The 25213-nt window shown below is 68.3% G+C and carries 28 protein-coding genes; 16 read left to right on the plus strand and 12 right to left on the minus strand.

The window, feature by feature from the left end; all coding sequences use genetic code 11:
* Window positions 1-42 precede the first annotated feature (42 nt).
* The 3 genes from VGV37_RS20825 (at window position 43) to VGV37_RS20835 (ending at window position 4726) form a co-directional block, all read left to right on the plus strand.
* Window positions 43-2553: an ATP-binding protein gene (locus VGV37_RS20825; RefSeq protein WP_326881677.1), complete on the plus strand. Its 2511-nt coding sequence runs from the start codon at window positions 43-45 to the stop codon at window positions 2551-2553.
* Window positions 2554-2622: 69 nt separating this feature from the next.
* Window positions 2623-4017: an amidase gene (locus VGV37_RS20830; RefSeq protein WP_326881678.1), complete on the plus strand. Its 1395-nt coding sequence runs from the start codon at window positions 2623-2625 to the stop codon at window positions 4015-4017.
* 67 nt (window positions 4018-4084) lie between these two features.
* Entirely contained in the window at window positions 4085-4726 is a 642-nt protein-coding gene (locus VGV37_RS20835) for an ATP-dependent Clp protease proteolytic subunit (RefSeq protein ID WP_414638051.1), read from the plus strand.
* Between the two features lie 67 nt (window positions 4727-4793).
* Here the strand turns inward: VGV37_RS20835 and VGV37_RS20840 are convergent, their stop codons facing one another.
* Entirely contained in the window at window positions 4794-5708 is a 915-nt protein-coding gene (locus VGV37_RS20840) for a LysR substrate-binding domain-containing protein (protein WP_326881680.1), read from the minus strand.
* Between the two features lie 113 nt (window positions 5709-5821).
* On the opposite strand from VGV37_RS20840, the gene VGV37_RS20845 reads away from it, so the two are divergent.
* The 3 genes from VGV37_RS20845 to VGV37_RS20855 are packed head-to-tail and all read left to right on the plus strand — an operon-like array spanning window position 5822 to window position 7422.
* On the plus strand, window positions 5822-6472 hold the full coding sequence (locus VGV37_RS20845) for a hypothetical protein (RefSeq protein WP_326881681.1): 651 nt from the start codon (window positions 5822-5824) through the stop codon (window positions 6470-6472).
* A gap of 16 nt (window positions 6473-6488) precedes the next feature.
* Complete coding sequence (locus VGV37_RS20850) at window positions 6489-6893, plus strand: VOC family protein (protein WP_326881682.1); 405 nt, start codon at window positions 6489-6491, stop codon at window positions 6891-6893.
* 13 nt (window positions 6894-6906) lie between these two features.
* A complete protein-coding gene (locus VGV37_RS20855) occupies window positions 6907-7422 on the plus strand; it encodes an alpha/beta hydrolase (RefSeq protein WP_326881683.1) in 516 nt (171 codons plus the stop codon).
* Between the two features lie 2 nt (window positions 7423-7424).
* Here VGV37_RS20855 and VGV37_RS20860 read toward each other — a convergent pair whose 3' ends face one another.
* The 6 genes from VGV37_RS20860 to VGV37_RS20885 form a co-directional block, all read right to left on the minus strand.
* Complete coding sequence (locus VGV37_RS20860; RefSeq protein ID WP_326881684.1) at window positions 7425-8450, minus strand: hypothetical protein; 1026 nt, start codon at window positions 8448-8450, stop codon at window positions 7425-7427.
* Window positions 8451-8507: 57 nt separating this feature from the next.
* Entirely contained in the window at window positions 8508-9143 is a 636-nt protein-coding gene (locus VGV37_RS20865) for a flavin reductase family protein (RefSeq protein WP_326881685.1), read from the minus strand.
* 12 nt (window positions 9144-9155) lie between these two features.
* A complete protein-coding gene (ggt, locus tag VGV37_RS20870) occupies window positions 9156-10913 on the minus strand; it encodes a gamma-glutamyltransferase (protein WP_326881686.1) in 1758 nt (585 codons plus the stop codon).
* An 83-nt stretch (window positions 10914-10996) separates the two neighbouring features.
* Window positions 10997-11482 carry a cupin domain-containing protein gene (locus tag VGV37_RS20875; protein WP_326881687.1) on the minus strand — a complete coding sequence of 162 codons (486 nt, stop codon included), beginning with the start codon at window positions 11480-11482 and terminating at the stop codon, window positions 10997-10999.
* Window positions 11479-12228, minus strand: coding sequence for an NAD(P)-dependent oxidoreductase (locus VGV37_RS20880; RefSeq protein ID WP_326881688.1), 750 nt, complete (start codon window positions 12226-12228; stop codon window positions 11479-11481). Before VGV37_RS20880 ends, VGV37_RS20875 begins: the two co-directional genes overlap by 4 nt.
* A gap of 87 nt (window positions 12229-12315) precedes the next feature.
* Window positions 12316-13065, minus strand: coding sequence for an alpha/beta hydrolase (locus VGV37_RS20885; protein WP_326881689.1), 750 nt, complete (start codon window positions 13063-13065; stop codon window positions 12316-12318).
* A gap of 158 nt (window positions 13066-13223) precedes the next feature.
* On the opposite strand from VGV37_RS20885, the gene VGV37_RS20890 reads away from it, so the two are divergent.
* Window positions 13224-13850, plus strand: coding sequence for a glutathione S-transferase family protein (locus VGV37_RS20890; RefSeq protein ID WP_326881690.1), 627 nt, complete (start codon window positions 13224-13226; stop codon window positions 13848-13850).
* On the opposite strand, the gene VGV37_RS20895 is transcribed toward VGV37_RS20890, so the two are convergent.
* Window positions 13847-14749: a DMT family transporter gene (locus VGV37_RS20895; RefSeq protein WP_326881691.1), complete on the minus strand. Its 903-nt coding sequence runs from the start codon at window positions 14747-14749 to the stop codon at window positions 13847-13849. The genes VGV37_RS20890 and VGV37_RS20895 overlap by 4 nt on opposite strands.
* Window positions 14750-14847: 98 nt before the next feature.
* Here VGV37_RS20895 and VGV37_RS20900 point away from each other — a divergent pair, with 98 nt between their 5' ends.
* A complete protein-coding gene (locus VGV37_RS20900) occupies window positions 14848-15714 on the plus strand; it encodes a LysR substrate-binding domain-containing protein (RefSeq protein WP_326881692.1) in 867 nt (288 codons plus the stop codon).
* Window positions 15715-15772: 58 nt separating this feature from the next.
* Window positions 15773-16711: a VOC family protein gene (locus VGV37_RS20905; protein ID WP_326881693.1), complete on the plus strand. Its 939-nt coding sequence runs from the start codon at window positions 15773-15775 to the stop codon at window positions 16709-16711.
* Window positions 16712-16723: 12 nt separating this feature from the next.
* On the opposite strand, the gene VGV37_RS20910 is transcribed toward VGV37_RS20905, so the two are convergent.
* Window positions 16724-17983, minus strand: a complete 1260-nt coding sequence (locus tag VGV37_RS20910) for an MFS transporter (protein WP_326881694.1) — start codon at window positions 17981-17983, stop codon at window positions 16724-16726.
* Between the two features lie 183 nt (window positions 17984-18166).
* Between VGV37_RS20910 and VGV37_RS20915 the strand changes: the two genes are divergently transcribed.
* Complete coding sequence (locus VGV37_RS20915; protein ID WP_326881695.1) at window positions 18167-18736, plus strand: chromate transporter; 570 nt, start codon at window positions 18167-18169, stop codon at window positions 18734-18736.
* The gene (locus VGV37_RS20920; protein WP_326881696.1) at window positions 18736-19269 is read left to right on the plus strand and encodes a chromate transporter; all 534 of its coding nucleotides are present in this window, start codon (window positions 18736-18738) and stop codon (window positions 19267-19269) included. The genes VGV37_RS20915 and VGV37_RS20920 overlap by 1 nt, the downstream gene beginning before the upstream one ends.
* Window positions 19270-19278: 9 nt before the next feature.
* On the opposite strand, the gene VGV37_RS20925 is transcribed toward VGV37_RS20920, so the two are convergent.
* The gene (locus tag VGV37_RS20925; RefSeq protein WP_326881697.1) at window positions 19279-19674 is read right to left on the minus strand and encodes a polyketide cyclase; all 396 of its coding nucleotides are present in this window, start codon (window positions 19672-19674) and stop codon (window positions 19279-19281) included.
* A 12-nt stretch (window positions 19675-19686) separates the two neighbouring features.
* The gene (locus VGV37_RS20930; RefSeq protein WP_326881698.1) at window positions 19687-19989 is read right to left on the minus strand and encodes a metalloregulator ArsR/SmtB family transcription factor; all 303 of its coding nucleotides are present in this window, start codon (window positions 19987-19989) and stop codon (window positions 19687-19689) included.
* A gap of 57 nt (window positions 19990-20046) precedes the next feature.
* Between VGV37_RS20930 and VGV37_RS20935 the strand changes: the two genes are divergently transcribed.
* The 4 genes from VGV37_RS20935 to VGV37_RS20950 all read left to right on the plus strand — a co-directional run bounded on the left by VGV37_RS20935 (window position 20047) and on the right by VGV37_RS20950 (window position 23099).
* Complete coding sequence (locus VGV37_RS20935) at window positions 20047-20991, plus strand: threonine/serine dehydratase (protein ID WP_326881699.1); 945 nt, start codon at window positions 20047-20049, stop codon at window positions 20989-20991.
* A gap of 52 nt (window positions 20992-21043) precedes the next feature.
* Window positions 21044-21346: a metalloregulator ArsR/SmtB family transcription factor gene (locus VGV37_RS20940; protein WP_326881700.1), complete on the plus strand. Its 303-nt coding sequence runs from the start codon at window positions 21044-21046 to the stop codon at window positions 21344-21346.
* Window position 21347: 1 nt separating this feature from the next.
* On the plus strand, window positions 21348-21872 hold the full coding sequence (locus tag VGV37_RS20945; protein ID WP_326881701.1) for an SRPBCC family protein: 525 nt from the start codon (window positions 21348-21350) through the stop codon (window positions 21870-21872).
* A 114-nt stretch (window positions 21873-21986) separates the two neighbouring features.
* Window positions 21987-23099 (plus strand): FUSC family protein, encoded by a 1113-nt coding sequence (locus VGV37_RS20950; RefSeq protein ID WP_326881702.1) that lies wholly within the window; start codon window positions 21987-21989, stop codon window positions 23097-23099.
* Here VGV37_RS20950 and proS read toward each other — a convergent pair.
* Complete coding sequence (proS, locus tag VGV37_RS20955) at window positions 23093-24580, minus strand: proline--tRNA ligase (RefSeq protein ID WP_326881703.1); 1488 nt, start codon at window positions 24578-24580, stop codon at window positions 23093-23095. The genes VGV37_RS20950 and proS overlap by 7 nt on opposite strands.
* 161 nt (window positions 24581-24741) lie before the next feature.
* On the opposite strand from proS, the gene VGV37_RS20960 reads away from it, so the two are divergent.
* Entirely contained in the window at window positions 24742-25203 is a 462-nt protein-coding gene (locus tag VGV37_RS20960; protein ID WP_326881704.1) for a GNAT family N-acetyltransferase, read from the plus strand.
* Window positions 25204-25213 lie beyond the last annotated feature (10 nt).

Genomic DNA, 25213 nt, shown 5'->3' on the forward strand with positions numbered 1-25213 from the left:
TCGTGATCTGCTCGTCCCGATCCAGACGGAAGACGAACCCGCATGCATCCATCGGCATCGCAAAACACCGTCACGAACCGGCGGGAGCGCCTGACGCTCGGCGCCGCGATGCTGATCATGGTGTTCTGCCTGTCGCTGGCGACGATGGACGCGATCGAGGTGTGGAACGCCCGCGACCGGGACATGCGCGCGGCCGAGAGCGAAACCGCGAACCTGTTGGAAGCCGTCGGCAGTCATGTGCAGGACACGTTCGACGTGGCTGCTGCCATGCTGGTCGGCGCTGCGCACCGCGTCGTGGCCGATGGCATCGAGGGCGACAAGCGCGAACCGCTCGACGCATTGCTGCGCGCCGAAATCGATACCGCCCGGCCCCGTATCCGATCCCTGGCCGTGATGGCTCCCGACGGGACGTTGGTCGCCGATTCGGCGCCGATCGAGACCCAGCGGCATTACGACGATCGGGAATATTTCCAATATCATCAGCAGCATCCGGGCGCCGGGCTCCATATCGGCCCGCCGATCCTCAGTCGAAGCGACCATCTCTGGATCCTTACCCTGTCGCGCCGGGTCGAGCGGCGCGACGGCACGCTGCTTGCGATCGCGATCGCGACGATCGAGATCGACTATTTCCGAACCTATTACGAGACGTTCGACATCGGCCCCAACGGCGCCATCCTATTGGCCAATGCCGACGGCACCATGCTGGTCCGCCGGCCCTTCGTCGATGCCAACGTCGGCCGCGACATGTCGAACGGCAGCCTGTTCCGGGAATATCTGCCGAAAGCGCCCTATGGGGTGGCGCTGACCGCGTCGTCGACCGACGGCGTCGTCCGGCTCAACAGCTATCGCCGCCTCAACCGGTATCCGCTCGTCGTCGCGGCCGCCCTCGCCCAGGACGACATCCTGGCCGACTGGTCGCGCGAGGCCCGCATCCACCTGGCTGGAAACGCGGCGCTGTTGCTGCTGACCTTGTCGCTCGGGATCTGGGTCGTCATGGAGTTTCGCCATCGCCTGCGGACCGAGCGGCGGGCGGCCCAAAGCGCCGCCGACTATCGCCTGCTCGCCGACAATTCCAGCGACCCGATCCTGCGCCTGACCCTCGACGGGATCTGCCGCTATGCCTCGCCGGCCTGTCGCTCGCTGTTCGGCATGGCGCCAGAGGACTTCACCGGCACCAACATCATCGGGTTGTTGTCTTCGTCCGACCAGGCCCCGGTGCGTGCGCTCCTGCGTCAATTGGCCGAGGAGCAGGAACGGGCGACGATCGTCATCCGGGCCCGAGGCATCGACCGTGCCCCGCTGCAGCTCGAAGCGAACATGCAGCGCATCCGCACCGAGGACGGCACCCTCGAGATCGTCGCCGTGCTGCGCGACATCACCGAACGCCAAGCCGTGGCGGCGGCCTTGCAGACGGCGCGCGACGAAGCCGTCAACGCCAACCTGGCCAAGTCGACCTTCCTCGCGACCGTCAGTCACGAGATCCGCACGCCCATGAACGGCATCCTGGGCTTCGCCGACGTCCTGTTGCGCTCCGATCTGGGTCCGGACCAGCGCCGTGCCGCAACCCTTATCCAGGATTCGGGAAATTCGCTGCTCGCCATTCTCAACGACGTACTCGACCTATCGAAGATCGAGGCCGGCCGGCTGGAGCTGGAACGGATGCCCGTGTGCCTGCCGGCGCTGGCCGACGGCGCCGTATCGATCCTGCGCAGCCAGGCCGAGGCCAAAAACCTGTCGCTGCGCCTCGAACTGGCGACGGACCTGCCGGACTGGATCGAGGGCGATCCGACGCGCCTGCGGCAGATCCTGCTCAATCTATTGTCCAACGCCTTGAAATTCACCGACCGGGGCGGTGTGTCACTCGCGATCACGCGCGTCGGCAATCATCTGCGTTTCGCGGTCAGCGATACCGGCATCGGCATCGGCAAGTCGCAGCAATCGCAATTGTTCAAGCAATTCTCGCAGCTGCATCGCTCGACCGGACGGCAGTTCGGCGGCACCGGCCTGGGGCTCGCGATCAGCAAGCGGCTGGTCGAAGCCATGCCTGACGGCGAAATCGGCGTCGAGAGCGACGAAGGCCGGGGTGCCATATTCTGGTTCGAGGTCGCCTTGCCTGCGACCGTCGCCCCCGCCCCGACGGCGCCATCGGACGGCATCGAACCGGCGCCGGCCGCCTGCGCCCATATTCTGGTGGCCGAGGATCTGTTCATCAACCAGGCGGTGATCGAGAGCATCCTGCTCGACGCGGGTCACACGGTCCGCTTCGCGAACAATGGGCGCGAGGCGGTCGAGGCCGCCGGACGGGAGAGTTTCGACCTCATCCTCATGGACATGGAGATGCCGGAGCTGGACGGCATCGGCGCCACCCGGGAAATCCGCCAGATGTCGAACGCGATGAACCAGGTGCCGATCATCGCCGTCACCGCCAACGCGCTCGAAAGCGAGGCGCGACGCTGCCGGGAGGCGGGCATGAACGATCACCTGACCAAGCCGATCGACCGGCTCGCCCTGCTCGCCGTCATCGACCGCTGGGTCGCCGCCAAGACGGCGTGAGCCGCTTGCCCGGCGCCGACCGCCGGCGCAAGCTCAGGTCTTCCAGATCACGAAGCGGAACGGTGCGGCATGAGCGAAGAGATTGCGTTGATGTCGGCCATCGACCTGGTGCAGGCCTATCGCGCGCGCCGCCTGTCGCCGGTCGAGGCGACCCAGGCCGCGTTCGATCGCATCCGGACGCTCGACGGCAAGGTCAATGCCTTCTGCTTTCTCGATGAGGAGGGCGCGCTGGCGGCTGCCCGGGCGTCCGAAGCACGCTGGCAGGCGGGCCGGCCCCAGGGGCTGGTCGACGGCGTGCCGACCTCGATCAAGGACCTGATCCTGGTCCGCGGCTGGCCGACCCTGCGCGGCTCGAAACTCGTCGCCTGCGACCAGGACTGGAGCGAGGACGCGCCGTCGGTCGCCCGCCTCAAGGAGCATGGCGCGATCCTGCTCGGCAAGACCACGACCCCGGAATTCGGCTGGAAAGGCGTCACCGATTCGGGCCTGACCGGGATCACGCGCAACCCGTGGGACCTGGAGCGGACCCCCGGCGGATCGAGCGGCGGGGCCGCCGTCGCGGCGGCGCTCGGCATGGGCGCCTTGCATATCGGGACCGACGGCGGCGGCTCGATCCGCATTCCGGCGGGCTTCACCGGTGTCTATGGCCTGAAGGCATCCTATGGGCGGGTGCCGGCCTATCCGGCATCGCCGTTCAATTCGGTCGCCCATGTCGGCCCGATGACGCGCACCGTCGCCGATACGGCGCTGATGCTGACCGTGCTGGCCGAACCGGATGCGCGCGACGCCAACGGCCTGCCGCCGGCCGGCCGCGACTGGCGCGTGGGGCTGGACGGCGGCGTTGCCCGCTGGCGCATCGCCTATGCCGAAACCATCAATGGCGAGCCGATCGATCCCGAGGTCGCGGCCCGGGTCGCCGAAGCGGTCCAGCGGTTGGCGGCGCTCGGCGCCACGATCGAGCCGATCACGCTGGCCATGCCCGGCGTCGGCGAGGCCTTCGCCAAGCATTGGCTGTCCGGTGCCGCCGCCCTGCTTGCCCAATTCACGCCCGAACAGCGCAGCCAGATCGATCCGGGCCTGCAGAAATACGCCGAGATCGGATCGCGCTATTCCGCGATCGATTTTCTGGCCGGGTCCAAGGCGCGCGAAGGCTATACGGTCCAGGTGAACCAGCTGTTCGAACAATACGACCTGCTGGTCACACCGACCCTGCCGATCACGGCGTTCGCCGCCGGCATGAACGCGCCCGACAGCGGTCCCTACGCGGGCTGGACCGGGTGGACGCCGTTCTCCTATCCATTCAACCTGACGCGCCATCCGGCGGCTTCCCTGCCGGTCGGTTTCGCCCGCGGCATGCCGGTCGGATTGCAGCTGGTCGGACCCGCTTATCGCGAGGATAAGGTGCTCCAAGCGTCGCGCGCGCTCGAAGCGGTCTTGCCGATCGCCTTGCCGCGCCTTAGGTAGAGACGGACGGGGCGTTTTCGATTTAGATGGAAACGCCCGAGATTGCGCGAATGAGAGGATGCCCCACGTGAGCGACCGCCTGCCCCATTTCCGTTCCGACGAGGAAGACGAGCCCGAGAACCCGGACACGGATGCGCCCAAGACCGACGCGGCAGCCCCGGTAAACGAGCTGGAATCGCGCCTGCTGAAGGGCCGCAAGGTCATGGTGTTCGGCCAGATCAACGACAAGCTGGCGCGCGACGTCGTCGGCCGGATCCTGACGCTCGCCGAAGAATCGACCAAGCCGATCGACATCTTCGTCAATTCGCCCGGCGGCCATGTCGAGTCCGGCGACTCGATCCATGACATCATCCGCTTCGTGCGCGACCATGTCCCGGTCCGCATCATCGGCACCGGCTGGGTCGCGTCCGCCGGCGCGCTCATCTACGTGGGCGGCCACAAGGACAAGCGCTTCTGCCTGCCGAACACGCGCTTCCTGTTGCATCAGCCGATGGGCGGCGTGCGCGGACCGGCGACCGACATCGACATCGAGGCGCGCGAGATCATCAAGATGCGCGAGCGCTTGAACCAGATCATTTCCGACGAGACCGGCCAGCCGATCGAGCGCGTGCGCAAGGACAGCGACCGGAACTACTGGATGGGCGCCCAGGAAGCCATCGCCTACGGCATGGTCAGCCGCATCATCAAGAGCGCCGCCGAACTGGAATAATCCGGCCCACCCAAACCAAGCCGAAGGGGCGCCTCTCGCGGGGCGCCTCTTTTGTTTTGGCCCACGCTCAGCCGCCAGCCTCGGCCAGAATCCAGTCGCGGAAGGCGCGGATCTTGCGCTCGCGCAGGCGGTCCTCGCGGCAGACGAACCAGAAGGCATAGGGGCTCGGCAGCTCGGTCTCGAACAGCCGGACGAGTGCCCCGGACGCGAGATCATCGTCGACCAGCGGGGTCAGCCCCAGGGCCACGCCCTGCCCCGCCACTGCCGCCGCCAACGCCATGTGCAGGCTGTCGAACAGCGGTCCCCGGCCGGGAGGCTTGCCTGTGATGCCGGCTGCAGCGAACCAGTTCGGCCAGCTCGGCAGGTCGCGCGCGCGCAGCGACGTCTCGTCGGTCAGCAGGGGCAGGCCGGCGAGGCCAGACGGGTCCCCCAGCCGGTCGAGGTGCGCCGCGCGGAACGCCGGGCTGCACACCGGGAAGGCCCGTGCGGCCGCGATCCGTTCGAAATGCAACGGCGCGTAGCCGCCCGGCCCGTAGCGCAGTCCGATATCCACCCCGTCCCGATCGAAATCGACCAGCGCATCGGCGCCGACCAGACGGATCGGATGGCTGGGCCGCAATGCCGCGAAACCGGCAAGCCGGGGCGCCAGCCAGCGGGTCGCGAACGACGGCATCGCGCTGATCTGGATCGAGTCCGCGACCGGGTCGACCACGTCGACCAGCAGCCGATCGAGATCGAGGAAGATCGCGGCGAGACCCGGCGCCAAGCGTGCACCCATCTCCGACAGATGGACGCTGCGATGGCCGCGCTCGAACAGCGGCCGGCCGATGCGCGCCTCCAGCCGCTTGACCTGCACGCTGATCGCGGATGCGGTCACGCCCAATTCCTCCGCCGCCGCGACGAAACTCAGATGCCGCGCCGCCGCCTCGAAGCTGCGCAGCGCATTGAGCGGCGCCGCGCGCAGTCCCGATCGTCCGACCATTCGCCCTCCCCGGCACGGGCAACAATTTGTTATCTGAACCCGAAATCATGTCGTTTGAGAAGCGGCGCGCGAAAGCGCCTGATCAGACCATCGCAAGCTTTCGAGGCTATCCCATGTGTTCGCCCGCTTCGGCACAAGCGCTCGCCGACCTGACCACCCTCGGCCGCGTCCGCCTTTCCGAGCATTTCTTCATGCGCGAGATGCTCTATAGCGAGGTCGGCAACCTGCATGGCGTGCCGAACATCCCGGAGGATGCCGAGGCCGCGGTCCATGCCGGCACGAAGCTGTGCACCTTGCTGCTGGAGCCGCTGAAGGCCGCCTTCGGCCATGTCAGCATCCGCAGCGCCTATCGCTCGCCGAGGCTCAATGGCTTTTGCCACGAGTTGCACAACCAGGGTGTCGCGGACTCCTGGTGCGTCTGCAACGAAGAGACCTACGCCCATCACATCTGGGACCGCCGGGATGCGGCCGGCCACCTGGGCGCCGCTGCCACAGTCTTCATCCCGAGCTACCTGGATTATTACGAGCGCACCCGGGATTGGCAGGCGCTCGGCTGGTGGATCCGCGATCACCTCGAGCATTTCGAGCAGGTGCAGTTCTTCCCGTCGTTGGCCGCCTTCAACATCCGCTGGTACGAGGGCCCGAATGCCCGCTCCGTCGGCTATCTCGATGCCGACCAGCGCCTGCGCCTGACCGCTGCGGGCGAACCGAATTTCGACGGCGACCATCGGGCCCACTACGCCCACGTCCTTCACAATCGCTGAGTATCGGGAGGTTTCCATGTTCAAGGTCGCCCAGATCGACCATGTCGGCATCCGCGTGACCGACCGCGACCGCGCCCAGGCCTTCTACGAACGGCTGGGCTTCGTGTTCGACCCCGACGAGGATTCGCCGGGCGGTCGCTCGATCGGCCTGGTGAACGAGGCGGGCGCGCGGATCAACCTGATCTACAATGGCCGCCTGCGCGACGACGGCGGCAACATCCTGATGGATATCGCCGACAAATGGCCCGGCTATACCCATGCCGCCTTCCTGGTCGACAGCATCGACGACCTGGTCGTCTGGCTGAAGGAACAGGACATCGACATCACCGAGGGCCCGTCCGTGTTTGGCCATGGCCGCCGCAAGGTCTGCTTCATCCGCGATCCCGACCGCAACGTCATCGAGTTCGACGAGATCCTGTGACGAGGAACCCGGGATGGCTGGCTCTTTCAAGCGACTTGCCCTTGCCGTGGCCCTGCTGGGCATCCTCTTCGTCGGGCAAGCGAGCGCGGCGCACCTGCGCTATGGCTGGCAGGACGTCGATGGCGTCAGCCTGTTCTACCGCGAAGGCGGTCCGGTCGACGCGCCAACCCTCGTCCTGCTGCACGGCAATCCCGCCTCGTCCATCATGTACGAGGCGATCATGACCGATCTCGTCGAGACTCGCGGGCTGCACGTCATCGCCATGGACTACCCGTCGTTCGACTATGGCACGAACATCGTTCGCTACCCCGCCTGGCAGCAGCGGCTGAAATCGCTCGCCGTGCCGGTCCTGGTGATCTGGGGCAGCCGCGACGATTTCTTCACCACTCCCGGCGCCTTCGCCTACCTGCGAGATGCGCCCCAGGCGGAGATCCATATTCTGGACACGGTTCATTTCGCCACGCTGGAAGCGCCGGATCCGATCGCGGCCCTTGTCGGCGATTTCGCGCGACGGCACGATTTGCGATAGGTTCAGACGATCGGCAGGTGCGCCCTAAGCCCGGCGGGAAACAGCTGCAGCACCATGACGCGGACCCGGTGCCACAAGGCCGAGAGCAGCAGTAACGCGGCACCGATGACCAGCGCCGTCAGCGCGAAGCTGGCGCTGAGCGTGCCGGCCGCCTTGAACAGTGCCGCCATGGCATAGACGACGTAGAACAGGGCCGAGACGAGCAGCGCTCGGCGGTCGACCGCCAGGGCCACGATGGCCAGGACCAGGTAGATCGCGATCGCCACGGCGGCGCGCGTCGTGTCGGTTTCGCCCCGGCCCAGCAGCCCCAGCATGGTGAAGATCGGGTGCACGATCATCGGCGCGGCCGAGAGATGCAGCCAGAACGCGACGTCGGACCGGCGCGTGGTGCGCGTGCGGTCGCCGGCGTCCCACCACATAGCGAGCGCGAATACGGCGAGCCCGCCGACCAGCAGCAACGGTGCCCAATGGTCCCGGAGCGCGGGCACGAGGCCCGCCACCAGCATCAGGAGCATGCCGAGCGCCGCCGCGGTGCCGGCCGCGACCGTGATCGGGACCATGAAGCGTCGCCAATGGGCATAGGCGCCCGCGGCTGCCAACGCCGCACCGGCGGCGATCGGCAGCGACGCCTCCGGTCCGGCCGGCATGCCGCCTTCGAGCGCCGCGAACAATCCGGACGCCAGCGAGAACATGCCGAAGACAAAGCCCAGCAGCAGCACGATGCTGGGCAGCGCCATCCGCCGTTGCCGGGTGAAATATTCGGCGAGGCCCCAGCTGACCACGGCGACCAGACCGCCGCCGATCGCCGGGCCGCCGAAGCTCTTGCCGAGCCAGCTGACCGCCGCCAGCAACAGCACGGCGGCGATCGACACGAAGATGTCGTTGAAGCCGGTCAGCAGCCGGAACTGCTCCTCGTCGACCGCGGCGGTGCCCTGCGCCCGCGCGACGAACGCCCGGAACGCGGCGGCATCCGCCCGCTTCAGCACGCCGGCATCGACGGCCGCATCGAGCTCGCTATCGCTATACATGCCGGCTCTTCCTAAAATTCTCAGGCGAGAGCCATAGCAGACTGCGGCAGCTTCGTCCTATCCCGCGGCCTCGTCCCAATCCTCGAGCGGGATGCGCGCGATGTGGAACTGGTCGCGCGTCGTGGTATAGCCGCCACCGCCATGCATGCGGCCAACCAGATCGAGCTTGGGCGTGTCGATATAGAATTTGAGCGCGTCCAGCACCGCATCGTCGCGCACGTGCATCGCCACCACATGGCCCAGCACCAGCGTGTTCGAGGGGCCGAGCGGGATGGCCTGGAACAGCTTGCATTCGAACGCAACCGGGCTTTCGGCGATGCGCGGCGGCGTGACCTTGACCGACGGCAGGCGGGTGAGCCCGGCCGCGGCCAATTCATCGACGCCGGGCGGAAACTCGGTCGCGGTCTTGTTCATCGCCTCGGCATTGTCCCGCGACACCAGGTTGACAACGAACTCGCTGGTTTCCCGGATATTCGCCAGCGTGTCCTTGGCCACGCCCGGCGCCCGGCTGCCGATGCTGATGCCGACGGTCGGCGGATCGCCGGCCAGCACGTTGAAGAACGAGAAGGGTGCTGCATTGACGGCGCCGGTGGCACTCTGGCTGACCACCCAGGCGATCGGCCGGGGCGTCACCGTCGAGGCGAGCAGCTTGTAGCGGGCGTGGGCCGGCAGGCCGGCAAAATCGAACAGCATGGCTCCTCTTCCCTAATAGCCCACGGCGGCGCCGGCCGGCCGGCGGTCGTCGTTGGCACCATAGCGCAGGCCCGGCCGCATCTTGCCGCCGACCGAGGAATCGTTGCCCGACGAAGTCGGGCCCGTGCCCGCCGGCTTGTCCGGCCCGATCGCGATCAGCTCGGCCGCGCCCCAGGGCGTCTGCAGCACCAGCTTGTAGCCCATGCCGGTCAGCAGTTTCGCGCTGTCCGGCGAGACCGACCAGGGCTCGAGGTCGATCTCGTCCGGCAGCCATTGATGATGGATGCGCGGCGCGTCCACCGCCTCCTGCGGCTCCATGCCGTAATCGATGATGTTGAGCGCGGTCTCCAGCGTGATGGTGATGATGCGCGAGCCGCCGGGCGAGCCCAGTACCAGGAAGATCTTGCCATCCTTGGTCACCAGCGTCGGCGACATCGAAGACAAGGGCCGCTTGCCCGGCGCGATCGCATTCGCAGCACCCTGGACCAGGCCGAACAGGTTCGGCACGCCGACCTTGGTGGTGAAATCGTCCATTTCGTCGTTCAGGAAGAAGCCGGTGTGGTCGGCGATGACGACGGCGCCGAACAGGCCGTTGATCGTATAGGTGACCGAAGCGGCATTGCCGGCCTGGTCGACCACCGAATAATGCGTCGTCTCCATCTTCTCGTGCGGCGCCACGCCAGGCGTCAGGTCTTGGGACACGGCCGCCTTACCGGGCGGAATGGTCGCGCGGACCTGGGCCGCATAATCCTTGGACAGCAGCCGGTCGAGCGGGTTGGTGATAAACGCCGGATCGCCCAGGTAGCTGTTGCGGTCGAGATAGGCATGGCGCATTGCCTCGGTCATGACATGGACCGCGTCCGCCGAATGAAAGCCCAGGGCCTTCATGTCATAGCCCTCGAGGATGTTCAGCGTCTCGCACATGGTGACGCCGCCCGACGAGGGCGGTGGCGCCGACAGGAAATGATAGCCGCGATAGTCGCAACCGAGCGGCGCCGACTCCGTCACGGTGTATCCGGCGAAATCGGCGGCGGTCAGGATGCCGCCATGGGTCCTTGACGCTGCCTCGACCGCCTGAGGGATCCTACCTTTGTAGAACGCGTCGGCACCCCCCTTCGCGATCGCATCCAGGGTCGCGGCCAGATCCTTCTGCACCAGCCGGTCGCCCGGCTGAAGCGCCGTGCGGTCCTTGCGCAGGAAGATGGCGGCCAGGATCGGATCGGCCCGGAAGCGGTCGGTGCGCTGATCGAAGATGTCGGTATCGGCCCGGGTCAGCACGAAGCCGTCGCGCGCCAGCCGGATCGCCGGGGCCATCACCCGGGCCCGCGGCAGGCTGCCGTATTCCTTGAGCGCGGTCTCCAGGCCCAGCACCGTGCCCGGCACGCCGGCCGCCAGGTAACCGAACAGGCTGGCGCCCTTCACCACGTTGCCCTGGGCGTCCAGGTACATGTTTGCCCCGGCCGCGGCCGGTGCGGTCTCGCGGAAATTGATGAAGGTGTCGCGCCCGTCGGCCAGGTGCAGCACCATGAAGCCGCCGCCGCCAATGTTGCCGCAGCACGGATTGACCACCGCCTCGGCATAGCCCACCGCGACCGCCGCATCGACCGCATTGCCACCGGCCTTCAGGATCTCGACCCCGGCCTCGGACGCCAGCCGCTGGGACGACACGACCATACCGTGCTCTGCCTCGACCGCCGGGCGCGAAGCGGCCTCGGCGCCGGTTACGGGCAGCAGCAGCACCAGGCCGCCGACGATCCCTCTACCCATCATGTTGCATTTCCTCCCGACCATTCTTGCCGGGCAGTAAAGCGCAAATCGAGGACCGGCGTCAGCCCCGTCCGATCGGCTCCGGCTCAGTCGAGGACGATGAGCGGGCCGCAATCATTGTCGGCGACGAAGATCGAGAGCAGTTCCGCCGGCTCGGTCGGGCTGGCGTTCTCGGCGAACAGATGGATCGTCCCCGGCGGCTCGAACCAGCTTTGTCCGGCTGTAAAGGTTTCGATCGGGCCGCCGGCCAGTTGCGAGCGCACGGTGCCCTTCAGTACGAAAGCCGTGACCGAGCCTGGATGGCGGTGCCGCGGCGTGTAGGCGTCGGGCGGAAAGCTCACGACCGCGGTGGTGAGCGATTTTCCCGGCACGTTCGGCAGCTTTTCGCACGAGACGGGCCGGACGGTCGTGACCGGGCGCTGGGCCTGGATTTCCGACCCGGCGTCACTGGCCTGGGTGATCATCGCGGCATGATGCATGCCGCCGGGCGCCATCAGCGGAGACCAGAGGACCAGCGCGAGGGAGGCTGTGGCAGCGAGACCGAGTGCCGTCGTCTGTGCACTGATCCTCATGATGCCTTCTCCGACCGGGCCGGCAGCCGGAAATCCGCGCGCCAGCCGAGTTCGCGGGTCGCCTTTTCCACCGTCACCTGCCGGTTCGGCTCTGCGACGTTGAAGGCGCCCGGGCTGCCGCGGTCGATGGCCAGAAAGGCCGCGAAGGCGGCGGCATCGACATGCAGCGGAGCGGCGCCGGTCGGCGCATCGGCGCCGGTGCCCGGCCCGTAGAGCTGGCCGTAGCGCAGCACGATGCCGTCGAGCGGCCGGGATGCCAGGACCTGCCGCTCGAGCGCGATGACGCCGTTCATGCTGATGGCGCGCGTGCCCTCGGCGCCGGCATCCAGGGGATCATCCTCGCCATGCGGCTCCGGTCCGGGCGCATAGGCCCAGGCGATGCTCTGCGCCACCAGCCGACGGGCGCCGGCCGCGATGGCGGCCCGGATCAGGTTTCGGGTTCCTTCATCGCGGATGCGGGCGTTGCCGACGACCGCGGCGGCCATGCGGCTGGGATCGAGGCCGGGTGGCAGGTCGGTCAACTGATGGATGACGACGTCCGGCCGAGCGGCGAGTGCGGCCCGGGCCAGCGCGTCGGCATCGAACACGTCGACCACCGCCGGATCGGCGCCCAGCCGGCGCAGTTCCTCGGCACGCGTTTGCGACCGGGTCGTTCCGGTTACGAAATGGCCGGCGTCGACCAGTAGCGGTATTAGCCGCTTGCCGACGGCGCCCGACGCGCCGGCCAGAAGAATACGATAGCTCATCTGCTTTACTCCTTCGCCCCGAAGATGGCCGCGGGATCGGAAGGCAGACAGAGCCAAGAATGGCCGGAAGCGCTAGGCCATCGGCGATCAAGGCGCGGCGAATGGCGCCAGGAATGCCAGCACGCCGCGCCAGTTTTCCTCGGCGCCGGCCGGATCCTTGTCGGTGCGCAGGGTCGACGCGCCATGCACGCCGCCCGAATGCGGCACGATCTGCACCTTGCCGGCGGCCGGCACCGCATCGAGCAGCGATTTCGCCGCCGCGATTTCATCCGGCGACTTCGCGGAATCGACCAGCACCGGGATCTGGACCTGTTGCGCCGCCTGGTGCACCACCTGGGGCCCGTCCAGATATTCGCCGGGCGAGAAGGCGAGGATCGCCGCCAGCGCGCCCGGATGCCGTGCGGCCAGCAGGAACACGAGGGCCGCCGAGTAGCTGGAGCCGATCGCCACGACCGGCGCGCCGGCCGCCGCCTGATGACCCCAGATCAGCGCCGCTTCGAGATCGGGCAGCGCCGCGCGGAAATTGGCCTGCTTGCCCAAGGTCGTGACCGTCCGGTTCGGCGCGCCGAACATGCCGCCGCCGGCCCGCTGGTCGATCGCCAGCACGGTAAAGCCCGCCGCGACCAGGCGGGGGGCGATCGGCGCAAATTCGGCGTGGTTCGCCTCGGCCTGGTGAAAGGCGATGATCACCGGCGGCTTGGCGCCGTTCGGCCGGTCCGGCGCGCGCCACACCTCGGCGAACACGGCGACCCCATCGGCGGCCTGAAGCTTGATCGCCTCGGCCCGGGCGGATGTGGCCGCGAGCAGCAAGGCGAAGCACAGAAGGGGCAGGCGCATGACATGGACCTTTCGATCGGACGGCCTGATCTTATCCCCCTTGGCGCCGTCGACCAAGGCACGGCATCGTGACGACGGCGGCTGGGTCGAGGTGTCCGAACGTCGCTATAAGGCCTATGCAGGCCAGTCGGCCTGAAGCCCGCCCTCGGAGAACCAGCATGAGCGTGAAACTCTACGGCATACCCGGCAGCCCTTACGTCCAGGCAACGATGCTCGCCCTCACCGAGAAAGGCGTCGACTATGAGTTGGTGAAGGTCATGCCGCCCGAGCACAAGGGCGCCGAGCATCTGGCGCGCCACCCCTTCGGCAAGGTGCCCGCCTTCGACCACGACGGCTTCGCGCTCTATGAGACCCAGGCGATCCTGCGGTACGTCGACCAGGCATTTCCCGGCCCGCTGCTGGAACCGGCCACGCCGCAGGAAGCGGCGCGGATGAACCAGGTCATCGGTCTCGTCGATTGCTACATCATCCGGGCCTGGAGCGCCGACATCAGCTTCGAGCGCATCATGGCGCCGCGCTTCTTCGGGCGGCCGTGCAACGAGGCCAAGGTGGAGGCCGCCCTGCCCCACGCGAGAATCTGCGCCGAGGCGGTCGAGGCGCTGGTGACGGGGCCCTACCTGACCGGGCCGACCCTGACCTTGGCCGACCTGCATCTGGCGCCGCATTACAACTACTTCCGCCAGACGCCGGAGGGCGAGGCGACGCTGGCCGACAAGCCGCGCCTCGCCCAATGGTTCGCGCACCTGAGCCAGCGCGAGAGCGTCAAGGCGCTGTTGCCGGATTAGGCGCGGCGCGGCCGGCCCAGCGTGTTGACCAGGATGACGCCGAGGATGACGGTGACACCGCCGCACAACGCCAGCGGCGACGGCCATTCGCCCAGCCACAACACAGCCAGTCCGGTCGCGAGCGGCGCCACCAGATAGAGGAAGCTCGACGCCCGTCCGGCCGGAAAATGGGCCAGCACCACGGACCAGGCCGCATAGGCGAGCGCCGCCGGGAACAGCCCCAGGTAAATGGCCGAAGCGAGCGGGATGCCGGCCGCCGCCGGGATTGCCCTCACGGCCGCGGGCAGGTACGGCAGCAGGAACAAGGCGCCGACGAACACGACATAGCCGGTGGTGGCCAAGGCGCCGTAGCGCTGGATCAGCGGCTTCTGCAGCACGAACTGGATCGATTGGCAGCCGGCGGCGAGCAGGATGAGCCAGGCGCCCGATCCGACCCCCGTCGCCCCGCCCTCGCCCGCCGCGATGAGCGCCACGCCGCCAAGGCTGACGACGCTGCCGACCCAGCCCATGATCCGCAGGCGCTCGTCCAGGAACAGCCGGCCGAGCAATGCGGTGAAGATCGGCGAGCAATTGATCAGGAAGCCCGCGGCCCCGGCGCTGACCGTCACCTCGCCGCTGTTGAGCGCCAGATTGTAGAGCGCGATGCCTAGGCCGCCGGCGACCACGATCCGGCCGAGATCGGCACCGCGCGGCCGGGGCAACCGGCCGGCGAGCGCCGGGACCAGGAAGGCCAGTGCTGCCACGCCGTAGCGCAGGGCCGCGAGCGGTCCCGGCTCGAACCCGCGCAACCCCGCCCGGATCGCCGGGTAGGACGAGGCCCACAGCAGGATGGTGGTGACGAGCGCCCAGCCGGCGAGCCGGCGGGCGTGCGGGCGGACCGGAACGGCGAGGTCGGTCATCGAAGGGCGAGCCTGATCATGCCCGGACCCTAGCCGCGCGGCGGCGGCGCCGACAAAGCATGGTTTGTCACCGATACTGTGATGTGGCATCACGGGTCATGGCCCCACGCATCCCGTCGATCGAGACCTTGCGCGCGTTCGACGCCGCCGTCCGGCTGGGCAGCTTCAGCCGCGCCGCCGAGGCGGTCCACCTGACCCATGGCGCGGTCAGCCGCCGCATCGCGGCGCTGGAGGTGGATCTGGACGTGCGCCTGTTCGATCGCCTGCCGCGCGGGGTCAGGACGACGGAGGCGGGGCTGCAACTGCACAAGCTGGTCGCGCATACGCTGGAGCAATTGCGCGCCGGCCTGGCCGATCTCAAATCCGGCGGACGACCGGTGCGGATCAGCGTGCTGCCCTCTTTCGCCAGCCGCTGGCTGTTGCCACGGCTGGGCCTGTTCCGCGCCGCCGAGCCCGGCATCGAGGTCGAGATGACCGCCCAGCATGAATTCGCCGAGGTCGGACGCGGCGGAGTCGATCTTGCCGTCCGCTATGGCACGGCACCCTGGCGCGGCGTCCGGTCCGAACTGCTGTTCAAGGAACGTCTGTTCCCGATCGGGCGGCCGGGGCAGATGCTGGCGAGCGCCGACGACCTCGTCGACGTGACACTGCTGCATGATAGCCGCCACGAAGACTGGATCGCCTGGCTCGCCGCCGCAGGCTGGCCGATGCCCGCGCGCCATCAGGTGTTCAACGATTATAACCTGGTGCTCGAAGCCGCTGCGAGCGGCTTGGGCCTGGCGCTGGGCCGCAGCCGCGTCATCGAGCCCGACCTGGCGTCCGGCCGCCTCGCGCGGCTGCATCCGCTGTCGGTGGCGAACGTCCGGGCCTACCATCTGGTCACGCCGGAGCCGCCGCTCGGCGACGAGGTCGCCCGATTGGCGGCGTGGCTGCGGGAGACGGCCGCACGGGAAGCCCGACTTTGACCTGCCCCCGAGACGGCGGGGAGCGGACGGTCCACGCCGCCAAATCCACGAGGGTCCGATGAAAAACACCGATATCGGCCGGCTCCATCACGTCGGTCTCGTCGTCGCCGATCTGGCGACCGCGCGGACCGTCTATAGCACCCTGGGGTTCATCCTGCCGCCGCCGGCCTATCCCACGCTGGCAAAGGACGGCAACCCGCCCCGTCCGTTCGGTGCCGCGCATACCCATGCCTATTTCGCGAAAAACTTCATCGAACTCGTGGCGCGGGTAACGGAGGATAACCCGATCCCCGACGATGCGAAGCTGATCCCGCTGCAGATCCCGCCGGAGCATCTGGCGCGGGTCACCGCGGCGATCACCCAGACGATCGACGCCCTGACCGCCCGCCTTGCGCGGTTCCAGGGGCTGCATCGTCTGGTCTTCCAGACGTCCGGGATCGATGCGACCGATGGGCGGCTGAGTTCGGCGGGCGTGACCCATGGCGGCGTCAACAGCGCTGCCCGTCAGGTGGACACGCCCGAAGGTCCGCGGACGAGAACGGTCCGCGTGATCGAAATCGGAAATGTCCCGGAAGGGATGCTCGCGGTGGCAGAGGCCGACCCGGCGCAGCAGGGTGCAGACCACCCTAACGGCGCCGTCGAGCTGATGGACTGCGTGCTCTCGGTCCCGGCCGCGGCCCTCGGCGATTTCGAAGCGCGCTATGCGGCCTACGTCGGGCGCCCTGCGCGCGACGACGGGCCGGCGCGTGTCTTCGATCTGGATCGTGGCCGGCTCACGCTGGTGCCGGACGATCATCTGGCGATCCTGCTGCCGGGCGAACGGTCGCCCGCGCTGCCGGCCTTCGTGGCCTATGCGGTCGCTGTGAGGGATATCGACGCCACCCGGGACCTGCTTCGCCGGAACGGCGTGCCGACGAAGGTCTCCGCAGCCGGCGATCCGTTCGTGCCGGCCGCTGCCGCCCTGGGCGCCGCCGTGATCTTTCGGCGAATGGAATAACCGCCGGGCGGTTCAGTCCGCCTCGGCCGGCACCGCGAAATGCAGGTCCATGCGCGAGGGGCGGCGATAGAGCAGCAGGCTGGCGACCAGGCCGCAGGCGGCGGCCGCGAGACCGGCACGCACGTCGATCTGTTCGGCGACATGACCCCAGATCCAACTGCCGAGCGCCAGGCCGCCGAACAGCGCCACGTAATAGACCGAGATCGCCCGGCCCTTGTAGGTTTCGTGGGCGGCCATCTGGACCACCACGTTGAAGGTCGACATCGCGATCATCCAGCCGAGGCCGCCGAGCGCCAGCAGCGGCACCAGCACCCAGAGCGAGGCGGCGAAGGCCAGCACCGCGGTAGCGACCGCGAAGCAGGCGGTGGAGATGGCGAACAGCCGGCGCAGGCCCAGACTATGCCGCATCCAGCCGATGATGCTGGCGCCGACCAGCGCGCCACCGCCGAGCGCGCCCAGCATGACGCCGTAGGTCGACGGCCCGCCGCCGACCAGGTTCTTGGCGACGAGCGGCAGCAGCGACCAGAGCGCGCTCGCGAACAAGGTGAAGACGAAGCAGCGCAGCATCGCGGCGCGGATCGCAGGCGCGCTCAACACGTAGGAAAAGCCGCCACGGATCTCCGACGCGATACTGGCCGTGCGCTTTTCCTTGACGATCTTGGCCCGCCGGCGCCAGCGCACCAGCACCAGGATGATGTAGATGTTGAGCACGGCATTGACGGCGAAGGCGGCCGGCACGCCCCAGAACGTGATGATGATGCCGCCCAGCGCCGGCCCGGTCGCCCGCGCGATGTTCCACCCGATGCTGGACAGCACCAGCGCGCTGGGGATCTGCTCGCGCGGCAGGATCTCGCCGATGGTCGTCTGGTAGGCCGGGTAGCGCAGTGCCGAGCCGCTGTCGAGCGCAAAGGTCAGCCCCAGCAGCAGCCACGGCGTCATCAAGCCCAGGTACTGCAGTCCTGACAGCGCCAGCGCCACGGCCAGCACGATGATCTGCGCGGCCAGGAACACCAGCCGCTGGTCGACCCGGTCGGCCAGGACCCCGCCCAGAAGCGTGAAGAACAGCGGCGGCAGCGAGGTTGCGGCCTGGACCCAGGCGACGAAATCGACGGTCGGCGCGATCGACGTCATGGCCCAGGCGGCCGCGACCGACTGGATCCAGACGCCGAAGTTCGAGAACAGCGTTGCGATCCAGATGCCGCGATAGGTCGGGTTCGACAGCGGCCCCAGGAGCGAGGGTCGTGGGAGTGTCCCGGAACTGGATGCCTGCACGATCGCTGACCGTCGCGTTCTTGTTCGATGAAGTGCCCGAGTCTACTCCAGCCGTGATCCGGACGATCCACGCGTCCTTGTGGAGGCTGGTTTGTCAAATCGTGAGGTTACGAAGCAATCGACGTTCTTGCACCCGGCGTCACGCTCGGGCGAGTCTTCCGGACCCGAGGAGGACCGCCCGCCATGACCGAAACCGACGCCGCCGAGACCGATGCGCCGCCGCCCAGTCTCACGGCCCTGTTCCTGGCCTTTCTCACCATCGGCCTCACCAGCTTTGGCGGCGGTCTGTCGGGCTGGATCCATCGCGATTTCGTCGGCCGCCGGCGCTGGATCAGCGAGGCGGATTTCACCAGTGGCCTGGCCCTGGCCCAGGCGATGCCCGGCGTCAACGTGGTCAATCTGTCGATCTGGGTGGGATTCGCGCTGCGCGGCAGCCGGGGCGCCCTGCTGGCCGTGACCGGCGTGCTGGCGGCGCCGCTCGTGGCCATTATCCTGATCGGCGTCGTCTACGGCCGTTACGGCGGGCTCTCGGGGGTTCATGCGGTGCTGGCCGGCGTGACCGCGGCAGCGATCGGACTGACCCTGACGCTCGGCTGGCGGACGGCACGCCGGGCGGCCCGGGACCGCACCTCGCTATCGCTGCTGCTCGCGACCTTCGCCACGGTCGGGCTGCTGCACTGGCCGATGCTGCCGGTCGTGGCCGTGCTGGTGCCGCTCAGCCTGCTGCTTGCCTTTCGCCGGGGCCTTCGCTGATGCGCGACAGCCCGCTGCTGGCGCTGCTCGTCACCTTCGCGCCGCTGTCGCTCGCCTCGATCGGCGGCGGGCTCAGCATCCTGTCGGACATCCAGCACCAGAGCGTGGATGTGCATCACTGGCTGACCCAGGCGCAGTTCCTCGACGATTTCGGCATCTCGCGCGCCGCACCGGGGCCGAGCTCGCTGATCGTCACGCTGATCGGCTATCAGGTCGCCGGCTGGGCCGGCGCCATCGTCGCCTCGATCGCGATCTTCCTGCCCTCGTCGGTACTGGTCTACGGGCTGGCGCGGATCTGGCGCCGCTATCGGGGCGCGCCCTGGCAGGCGAAGATCGAGCGCGGCCTGGCGCCGATCGCCGCCGGCCTGATCCTGGCCGGCGCGCTGAACGTGTTGCGCACCGCCGAGGGCGGCTGGCTCGCCTGGGCCGTCGCCGCCGGCTCGACCCTGCTGCTGCTGCGGCACCGGGCGCTCAGCCCCTTCGTCCTGCTGGGCGCCGGGGCCGCGATCTTCGCCGTCGCCAACTTGGTCTAGCCGGCGCCGTCAGCGCTCGGCGAACGCCTTCAGCGCCGCCAGATCGCGCTCGACCCAGGCCGCATCGGCGGCGAATTTCTCGTCCGACATGCCCGGTTGCCGGAACAGGGTGAACAGCACCTCTGCCCCGGCCTGGTTCGCGACGATCCGCATCGGCACCCGGATTTCCGGGCCGGTGCCGACATCGACGACATGGTCCATCACGCTCAGCGGATTATGGTCGGTGAACCGGATCCGGATCGGCCCTTCGGGCCCGTCGGCGCGCCATCCGTCGCCGTCGCGGCGCAACCCGGATTGGCTGAGGCCGGAGGCCCATTTCGGGAAATCCTCGGGACGCCAGATCCGTTCATAGATCTCGTGCCACGGGCGATCGATCGAGATGCTGAGGGTTCGGGAGTCGAGCATGTGCACCTCCGTCTAAAGGCCGGCGAGCAACTCGGCCTTGATCGCCCCGATCCGCGCTTCGTCGCGCCGATAGAAGATCCATTGCTTGATGCGCTTGGGACGAAGCAAGCCGGCCTGGACCAGTACGCGCATGTGCTCGCTGAGCGTCGCCTGGGTGATACCCAGCTTTTCGGCGAGCAGCAAGGCGCACACCCCGTCCTCGACCAGGTCGCCGTCGACCTGCGGCGGGAAATGCGCGCGCGGGTCCTTCAGCCAATCGAGGACCTGGAGCCGGCGCTCGTTGGCGAGTGCCTTGAGGATATCGGATGCTTGCATTTCGTCATTTTGCCAAGTAACTAAGAATTGTCAATCCGTAACGAGGAGCGCCCGGCCATGGCCGCCGACAGTCCGATCACCCGAGACCGCATCGCCGAGACCGAGCGGCTGATCCGCCCGTACATCCGCCACACGCCGACCGTGCGCGTCGACCTGGCGGATTTCGGCCTGCCGGCCCGGCCGATCGACCTCAAGCTCGAACTGCTGCAGCATTCCGGATCGTTCAAGGCGCGCGGCGCCTTCACCAACCTGCTGACCCGAACGGTCCCACCGGCGGGCGTCGTCGCCGCATCCGGCGGCAACCATGGTGCCGCCGTCGCCTACGCGGCGATGCGGCTCGGCATTCCCGCGACGATCTTCGTGCCGAACGTCACCTCGCCGGCGAAGGCCGAGCGCATCCGCGGCTATGGCGCCGAACTGGTCATCGCCGGCGAGCGCTATGCCGACGCGCTGGCCGCCAGCGAGCGCTTCGTCGAGCAGCACGGCGGCCTGGCGATCCATGCCTTCGATCAGCCGGAAACGCTGCTGGGCCAGGGCACCGTCGGGCTGGAGATCGAGGTCGACCTGCCGGCGATCGATACGCTGCTGGTGGCGGTCGGCGGCGGCGGGCTGATCGGCGGCGTCGCCGCCTGGTTCGCCGGCCGGATCAAGATCGTCGCCGTCGAGCCCGAAGGTTCGCCCACGCTCTACCGCGCTTTCGAGGCCGGCCATCCGGTCGATGCCGAAACCGGCGGCATCGCCGCGGATTCGCTGGCCCCCAAGCGGGTCGGCGAGCTGATGTTCCCATTCGCAAAATCTTACATCGACCGCTCCGTCCTGGTCGCCGACAACGACATCCGCCAGGCACAGCAGGCCTTGTGGGACACGGTGCGGATCGTCGCCGAACCGGGCGGTGCCGCCGCCTTCGCAGCCTTACTGTCGGGCAAATACGCGCCCGCCCCGGGCGAGCGGGTCGCCGTCCTGGTCTGCGGCGCCAACACGACGGCGGTCCGGTTCGACTGAGCGGCGAATCATATTCCTTGACTGGAATATTCCAAATATGGAATATGAATCTATGTCCGCTTTCGAAGCCCTGGCCGATCCGGTCCGTCGCCACATCCTCGACCTGCTGCGGCAGGGCGAGCTGCCGGCCGGCGCCCTGGTCGAGGCTTTGTCCCTGCGGCAACCGAGCGTGTCGAAGCATCTGAAGGCGCTCCGCGAGGCGGGGCTCGTGCGCACGCGGGTCGACGGTCCCCGGCGGCTCTACAGCCTCGATCCGGCCCCGCTCGCCGAGTTGGCCGCATGGCTGGCGCCGTACCGGTCCTTCTGGGCCGACAAGCTGGACGCGCTCGGCGACCATCTGAACCGGAGCGACTGACATGGAACGGCTTGGAACGATCGAACGCCGCGGCGACGCGGTGGATCTGCGGTACGAGCGGCATTATCCGCGCCCCATCGAAACCGTCTGGGCGGCCTTGACCGATCCGGCGCGGCTCGCCGACTGGGTCAGCCCCGCCCTGGTCGAGCCCAGGGCCGGCGGCCGCTACGAGCTGTTCACCGAACGTGCGCGGCCGATGACCGGGCGCATCCTGACCTGGGAGCCGCCGCATCTGCTGGAGTACAGCTGGGACACCGGCGATGCCCCGGAATCCGTCGTGCGCTGCGAATTGACGACCGAAGGCGACGGCACGACGCTGGTCTTCCTGCACAAGGGTGTGATCGCGAAGTGGATCGCCTTGGTCCTGCCGGGTTGGCACAGCCTGCTGGAACGGCTGCAAGGCCTGCTGGCCGGCCAGCCGAAGCCCGATGCCATGGAGCGCTGGCGCGAGTTGCAGGCGGTCTACATCGACCACTATAAGCTTGAAGGCGTGATCATCGACCCGCCGCCGGGCCACTGCGAGTAGCCGCTCCGCGAGCCCGGCCCGGGGCACGGTCGCCTGCATTCAGCGAAGCCATATCCCGATCTCTGCGGGCGCGGTTAGACTGATCGGCATGTGCGATTTCAGGCCGGAGGATGCATGGGCGATCGATGGGCCGGATTGACGCGCTGGCTCGCCGCCCACCCGAGCGAGTTCCGGCTGGGCCTGCGCATCCTGATCGCCGGCATGGCGGCCTTCTTCGTCACCGACGTGGTCCTGGGGCTGCCGCAGAGCTATTGGGCCGTGCTGACCGCGGTCATCGTCATGCAGGCGAGCCTCGGCGGCGCCTTGAAAGCCTCGATCGATCGCATCGTCGGCACCATCGCCGGCGCGCTGTGGGGCGTCATCGTGGCCTTGACCGTGCCGCACGGCGGCTCATGGCTGCTGGCAGCCGCCCTCACGCTCGCCCTTGCCCCGCTCGCCTTGCTGGTCGCTTTCAAGCCCGCCTACCGGATCGCGCCGGCGACGGCGATCATCGTGCTGCTGGGCTCGTCGAGCCAGGTCGCCGGACCGATCCTGCCGGCGGTGCATCGCGTCCTCGAAATCGGCATCGGCAGCCTGGTCGGGCTTGCGGTGGCGCTGCTGGTGCTGCCGGCCCGCGCCCATCGCCTGCTGGCCGATGCCGGCGCCGGCGTGCTTGCGATCCTTGCCCAACTGATCGGACAGATGCCGGCACGGCTCGGCGGCGAGACGGCCGCCGACAGCTGGCAGCGCCTGTCCGACCGGCGGCGCAAGGCCCAGGACAAGGCCGAGACCCTGGCGGAGGAAGCCAAGCGCGAGCGGCGCAACCGCCTGACCGACACGCCCGATCCGGAGCCGCTCGCCCGCACCTTGCGCCGGCTCGGCACCGATCTCGCCTCGATCGGGCGCGCGACCGCGGAGCCCTGGGACCGCAGCCTCGCGGACCGGCTCGAAGCGCCGGCTGCGACGGTCGCGGAAACCGCCGCCACCTTCCTCAACGAGTGCGGACGCGCGCTGACCGGCCGACAGCCTCCGCCCTCGATCGAGCCGTTCGCGGCGGCCCTGGAATCGTTCAGCAAGACCGTGGCCGATTTCCGGCGCGACGGGCTGACCCGGCCCCTGCCCGGCCCCGCGATCGAGCGCCTGTTCGGTCTCGGCTTCGCGCTCGACCAGATGCGGCACGACGCCGAGGATCTGATCGAGCGGATCGCGGAACTGGCGCCGATCGTCGAGGCGACGCCGGATCAGTAGGCCTTGGCGTAGATCGCGTCGAGCGTCGCCGGCGCGCCGGTCACCAGGCACTTGCCTTCGGTGCCGGATTGCACGTGCGGCAGGCAACGGATGGTCAGACCCAACTCGCCGAGCTTCGCGTCGATCGCCGGGTCGCCCGAATATTTCGCCGTGACGAAGCCTGTGCCGCCCTTGGTCTCGAAATGCTCGACCAGGTCGGCGAAGCTCGCGATCCCGTCGATCATGTTCGCGCGGCGATAGGCGAGCGCGTCTTCATGGAGCTTCCGGTCCAACTCGCCCAGCTCGCCCGAGACCTTGCCGACGAACTCGTCCGCGGACAGGGTGCGCTTTTCGCCAATCGCATCGCGCCGGACCAGGGCCACCGTGCCGGCAGCGACGTCGCGCGGGCCCAGCTCGACCACGAAGGGCACGCCCTTCTTGATCCAGCCCCAGCGCTTGTTGGCCGGGCTGTCGTCGCGCAGGTCGACCTTGACCCGCACCGCCTCGTCGTCGAACCGCTGGGCGCGCAGGCGCTTGGCCAGCGTCTCGGCCGCCTGGATGACCTCGTCTCGGCTTGCCTCGTCGCGCAGGATCGGCACGATCACCACATGTTGCGGCGCCATCATCGGCGGCAGGCGCAGCCCGTCGTCGTCGGAATGGGTCATGATCAGCGCGCCGATCAGCCGGGTGGACGCACCCCACGACGTCGTATAGGCGTGGCTCACGCCACCTTCCTTGTCCTGGAACGAGATGTTCGCGGCCTTCGAGAAATTCTGGCCGAGGAAATGCGACGTACCGGCCTGCAGCGCCCGGCCGTCCTGCATCATCGCCTCGATCGTGTGGGTCGCATCGGCGCCCGGAAAGCGCTCGCCCGGCGTCTTTTCGCCCGGGATGACCGGAATGCGCATGCGGTCCTCGACCACCTGGCGATAGACCTCGAGCATCAGCCGGGTCTCCTCCATCGCCTCGGCCTGGGTCGCGTGCGCCGTATGGCCCTCCTGCCACAGGAACTCGCTGGTGCGCAGGAACAGGCGCGTGCGCATTTCCCAGCGCACCACGTTGGCCCATTGGTTGATCTTGAGCGGCAGGTCGCGATAGCTCTTGATCCAGCGCGCCATCGCCTCGCCGATGATGGTCTCGGACGTCGGCCGCACCACCAAGGGCGATTCGAGTTCGCCGTCCGGCACCAGCTTGCCGTCCTTCATGATCAGGCGATGGTGGGTGACGACCGCCATCTCCTTGGCGAAGCCCTCGACGTGGCTGGCTTCCTTCTCCATTAGCTCGACCGGGATGAAGATCGGGAAATAGCAATTGTCGTGGCCGGTTTCCTTGATCAGCCGATCGAGCTTCTGCTGCAGGTTTTCCCAGATCGCGAAGCCCCAGGGCTTGATGACCATGCAGCCGCGCACGCCCGAATTCTCGGCCATGTCGGCCTCGCGGATGACCTCCTGATACCAGTCGGCGAAATTCTCGGAGCGGCGGACGCGGAGCGCATTCTTCATCGGACGGGCCTTGCTGGATCGACGCCGTGGCGGCGGAAACGAAAGAGACTGCGGCTGTCCTACAAGCTGGAACCGGGCGAGACAAGCGGTTCGGCACCGGTTGCAGCCCTCTACGCCGCCATGGCAGCATCCAAAGCGCCGCATCAATCGAGGAAACCGCCTTGTCCGATCTCATCTATCGCCGGGCCGTCGCGGCCGATCTGCCGACCTTGGTCGCCATGCTGGCCGACGACGTGCTGGGCCGAACGCGCGAACGGGCCGAAGATCCATTGCCCGAGCCGTATCGGGCCGGCTTCGCCGCGATCGACGCGGACCCGAACCAGCTGCTGCTGGTGGTCGAACGGGCGGGCGCCATCGCCGGCATGCTGCAGCTGACCTGCATTCCCGGCATTTCCCACCTGGGTTCCTGGCGCTGCCAGATCGAAGGCGTGCGGGTCGCAGCGGCCGCCCGCGGGCACGGCATCGGCCAGGCGATGCTGCGCCACGCGATCGGCATCGCCCGGGACCGCGGCTGCTCGATCGTGCAGCTGACCACCAACAAGGCGCGGGCCGACGCCAAGCGCTTCTACGAGCAGTTGGGCTTCGAGCCGGCCCACGAAGGCATGAAGCTGACGCTCAGCTAGAACCTTTCCG

It is taken from the genome of Aliidongia sp., assembly GCF_035943795.1.
Lineage (GTDB): Bacteria > Pseudomonadota > Alphaproteobacteria > ATCC43930 > CGMCC-115725 > Aliidongia.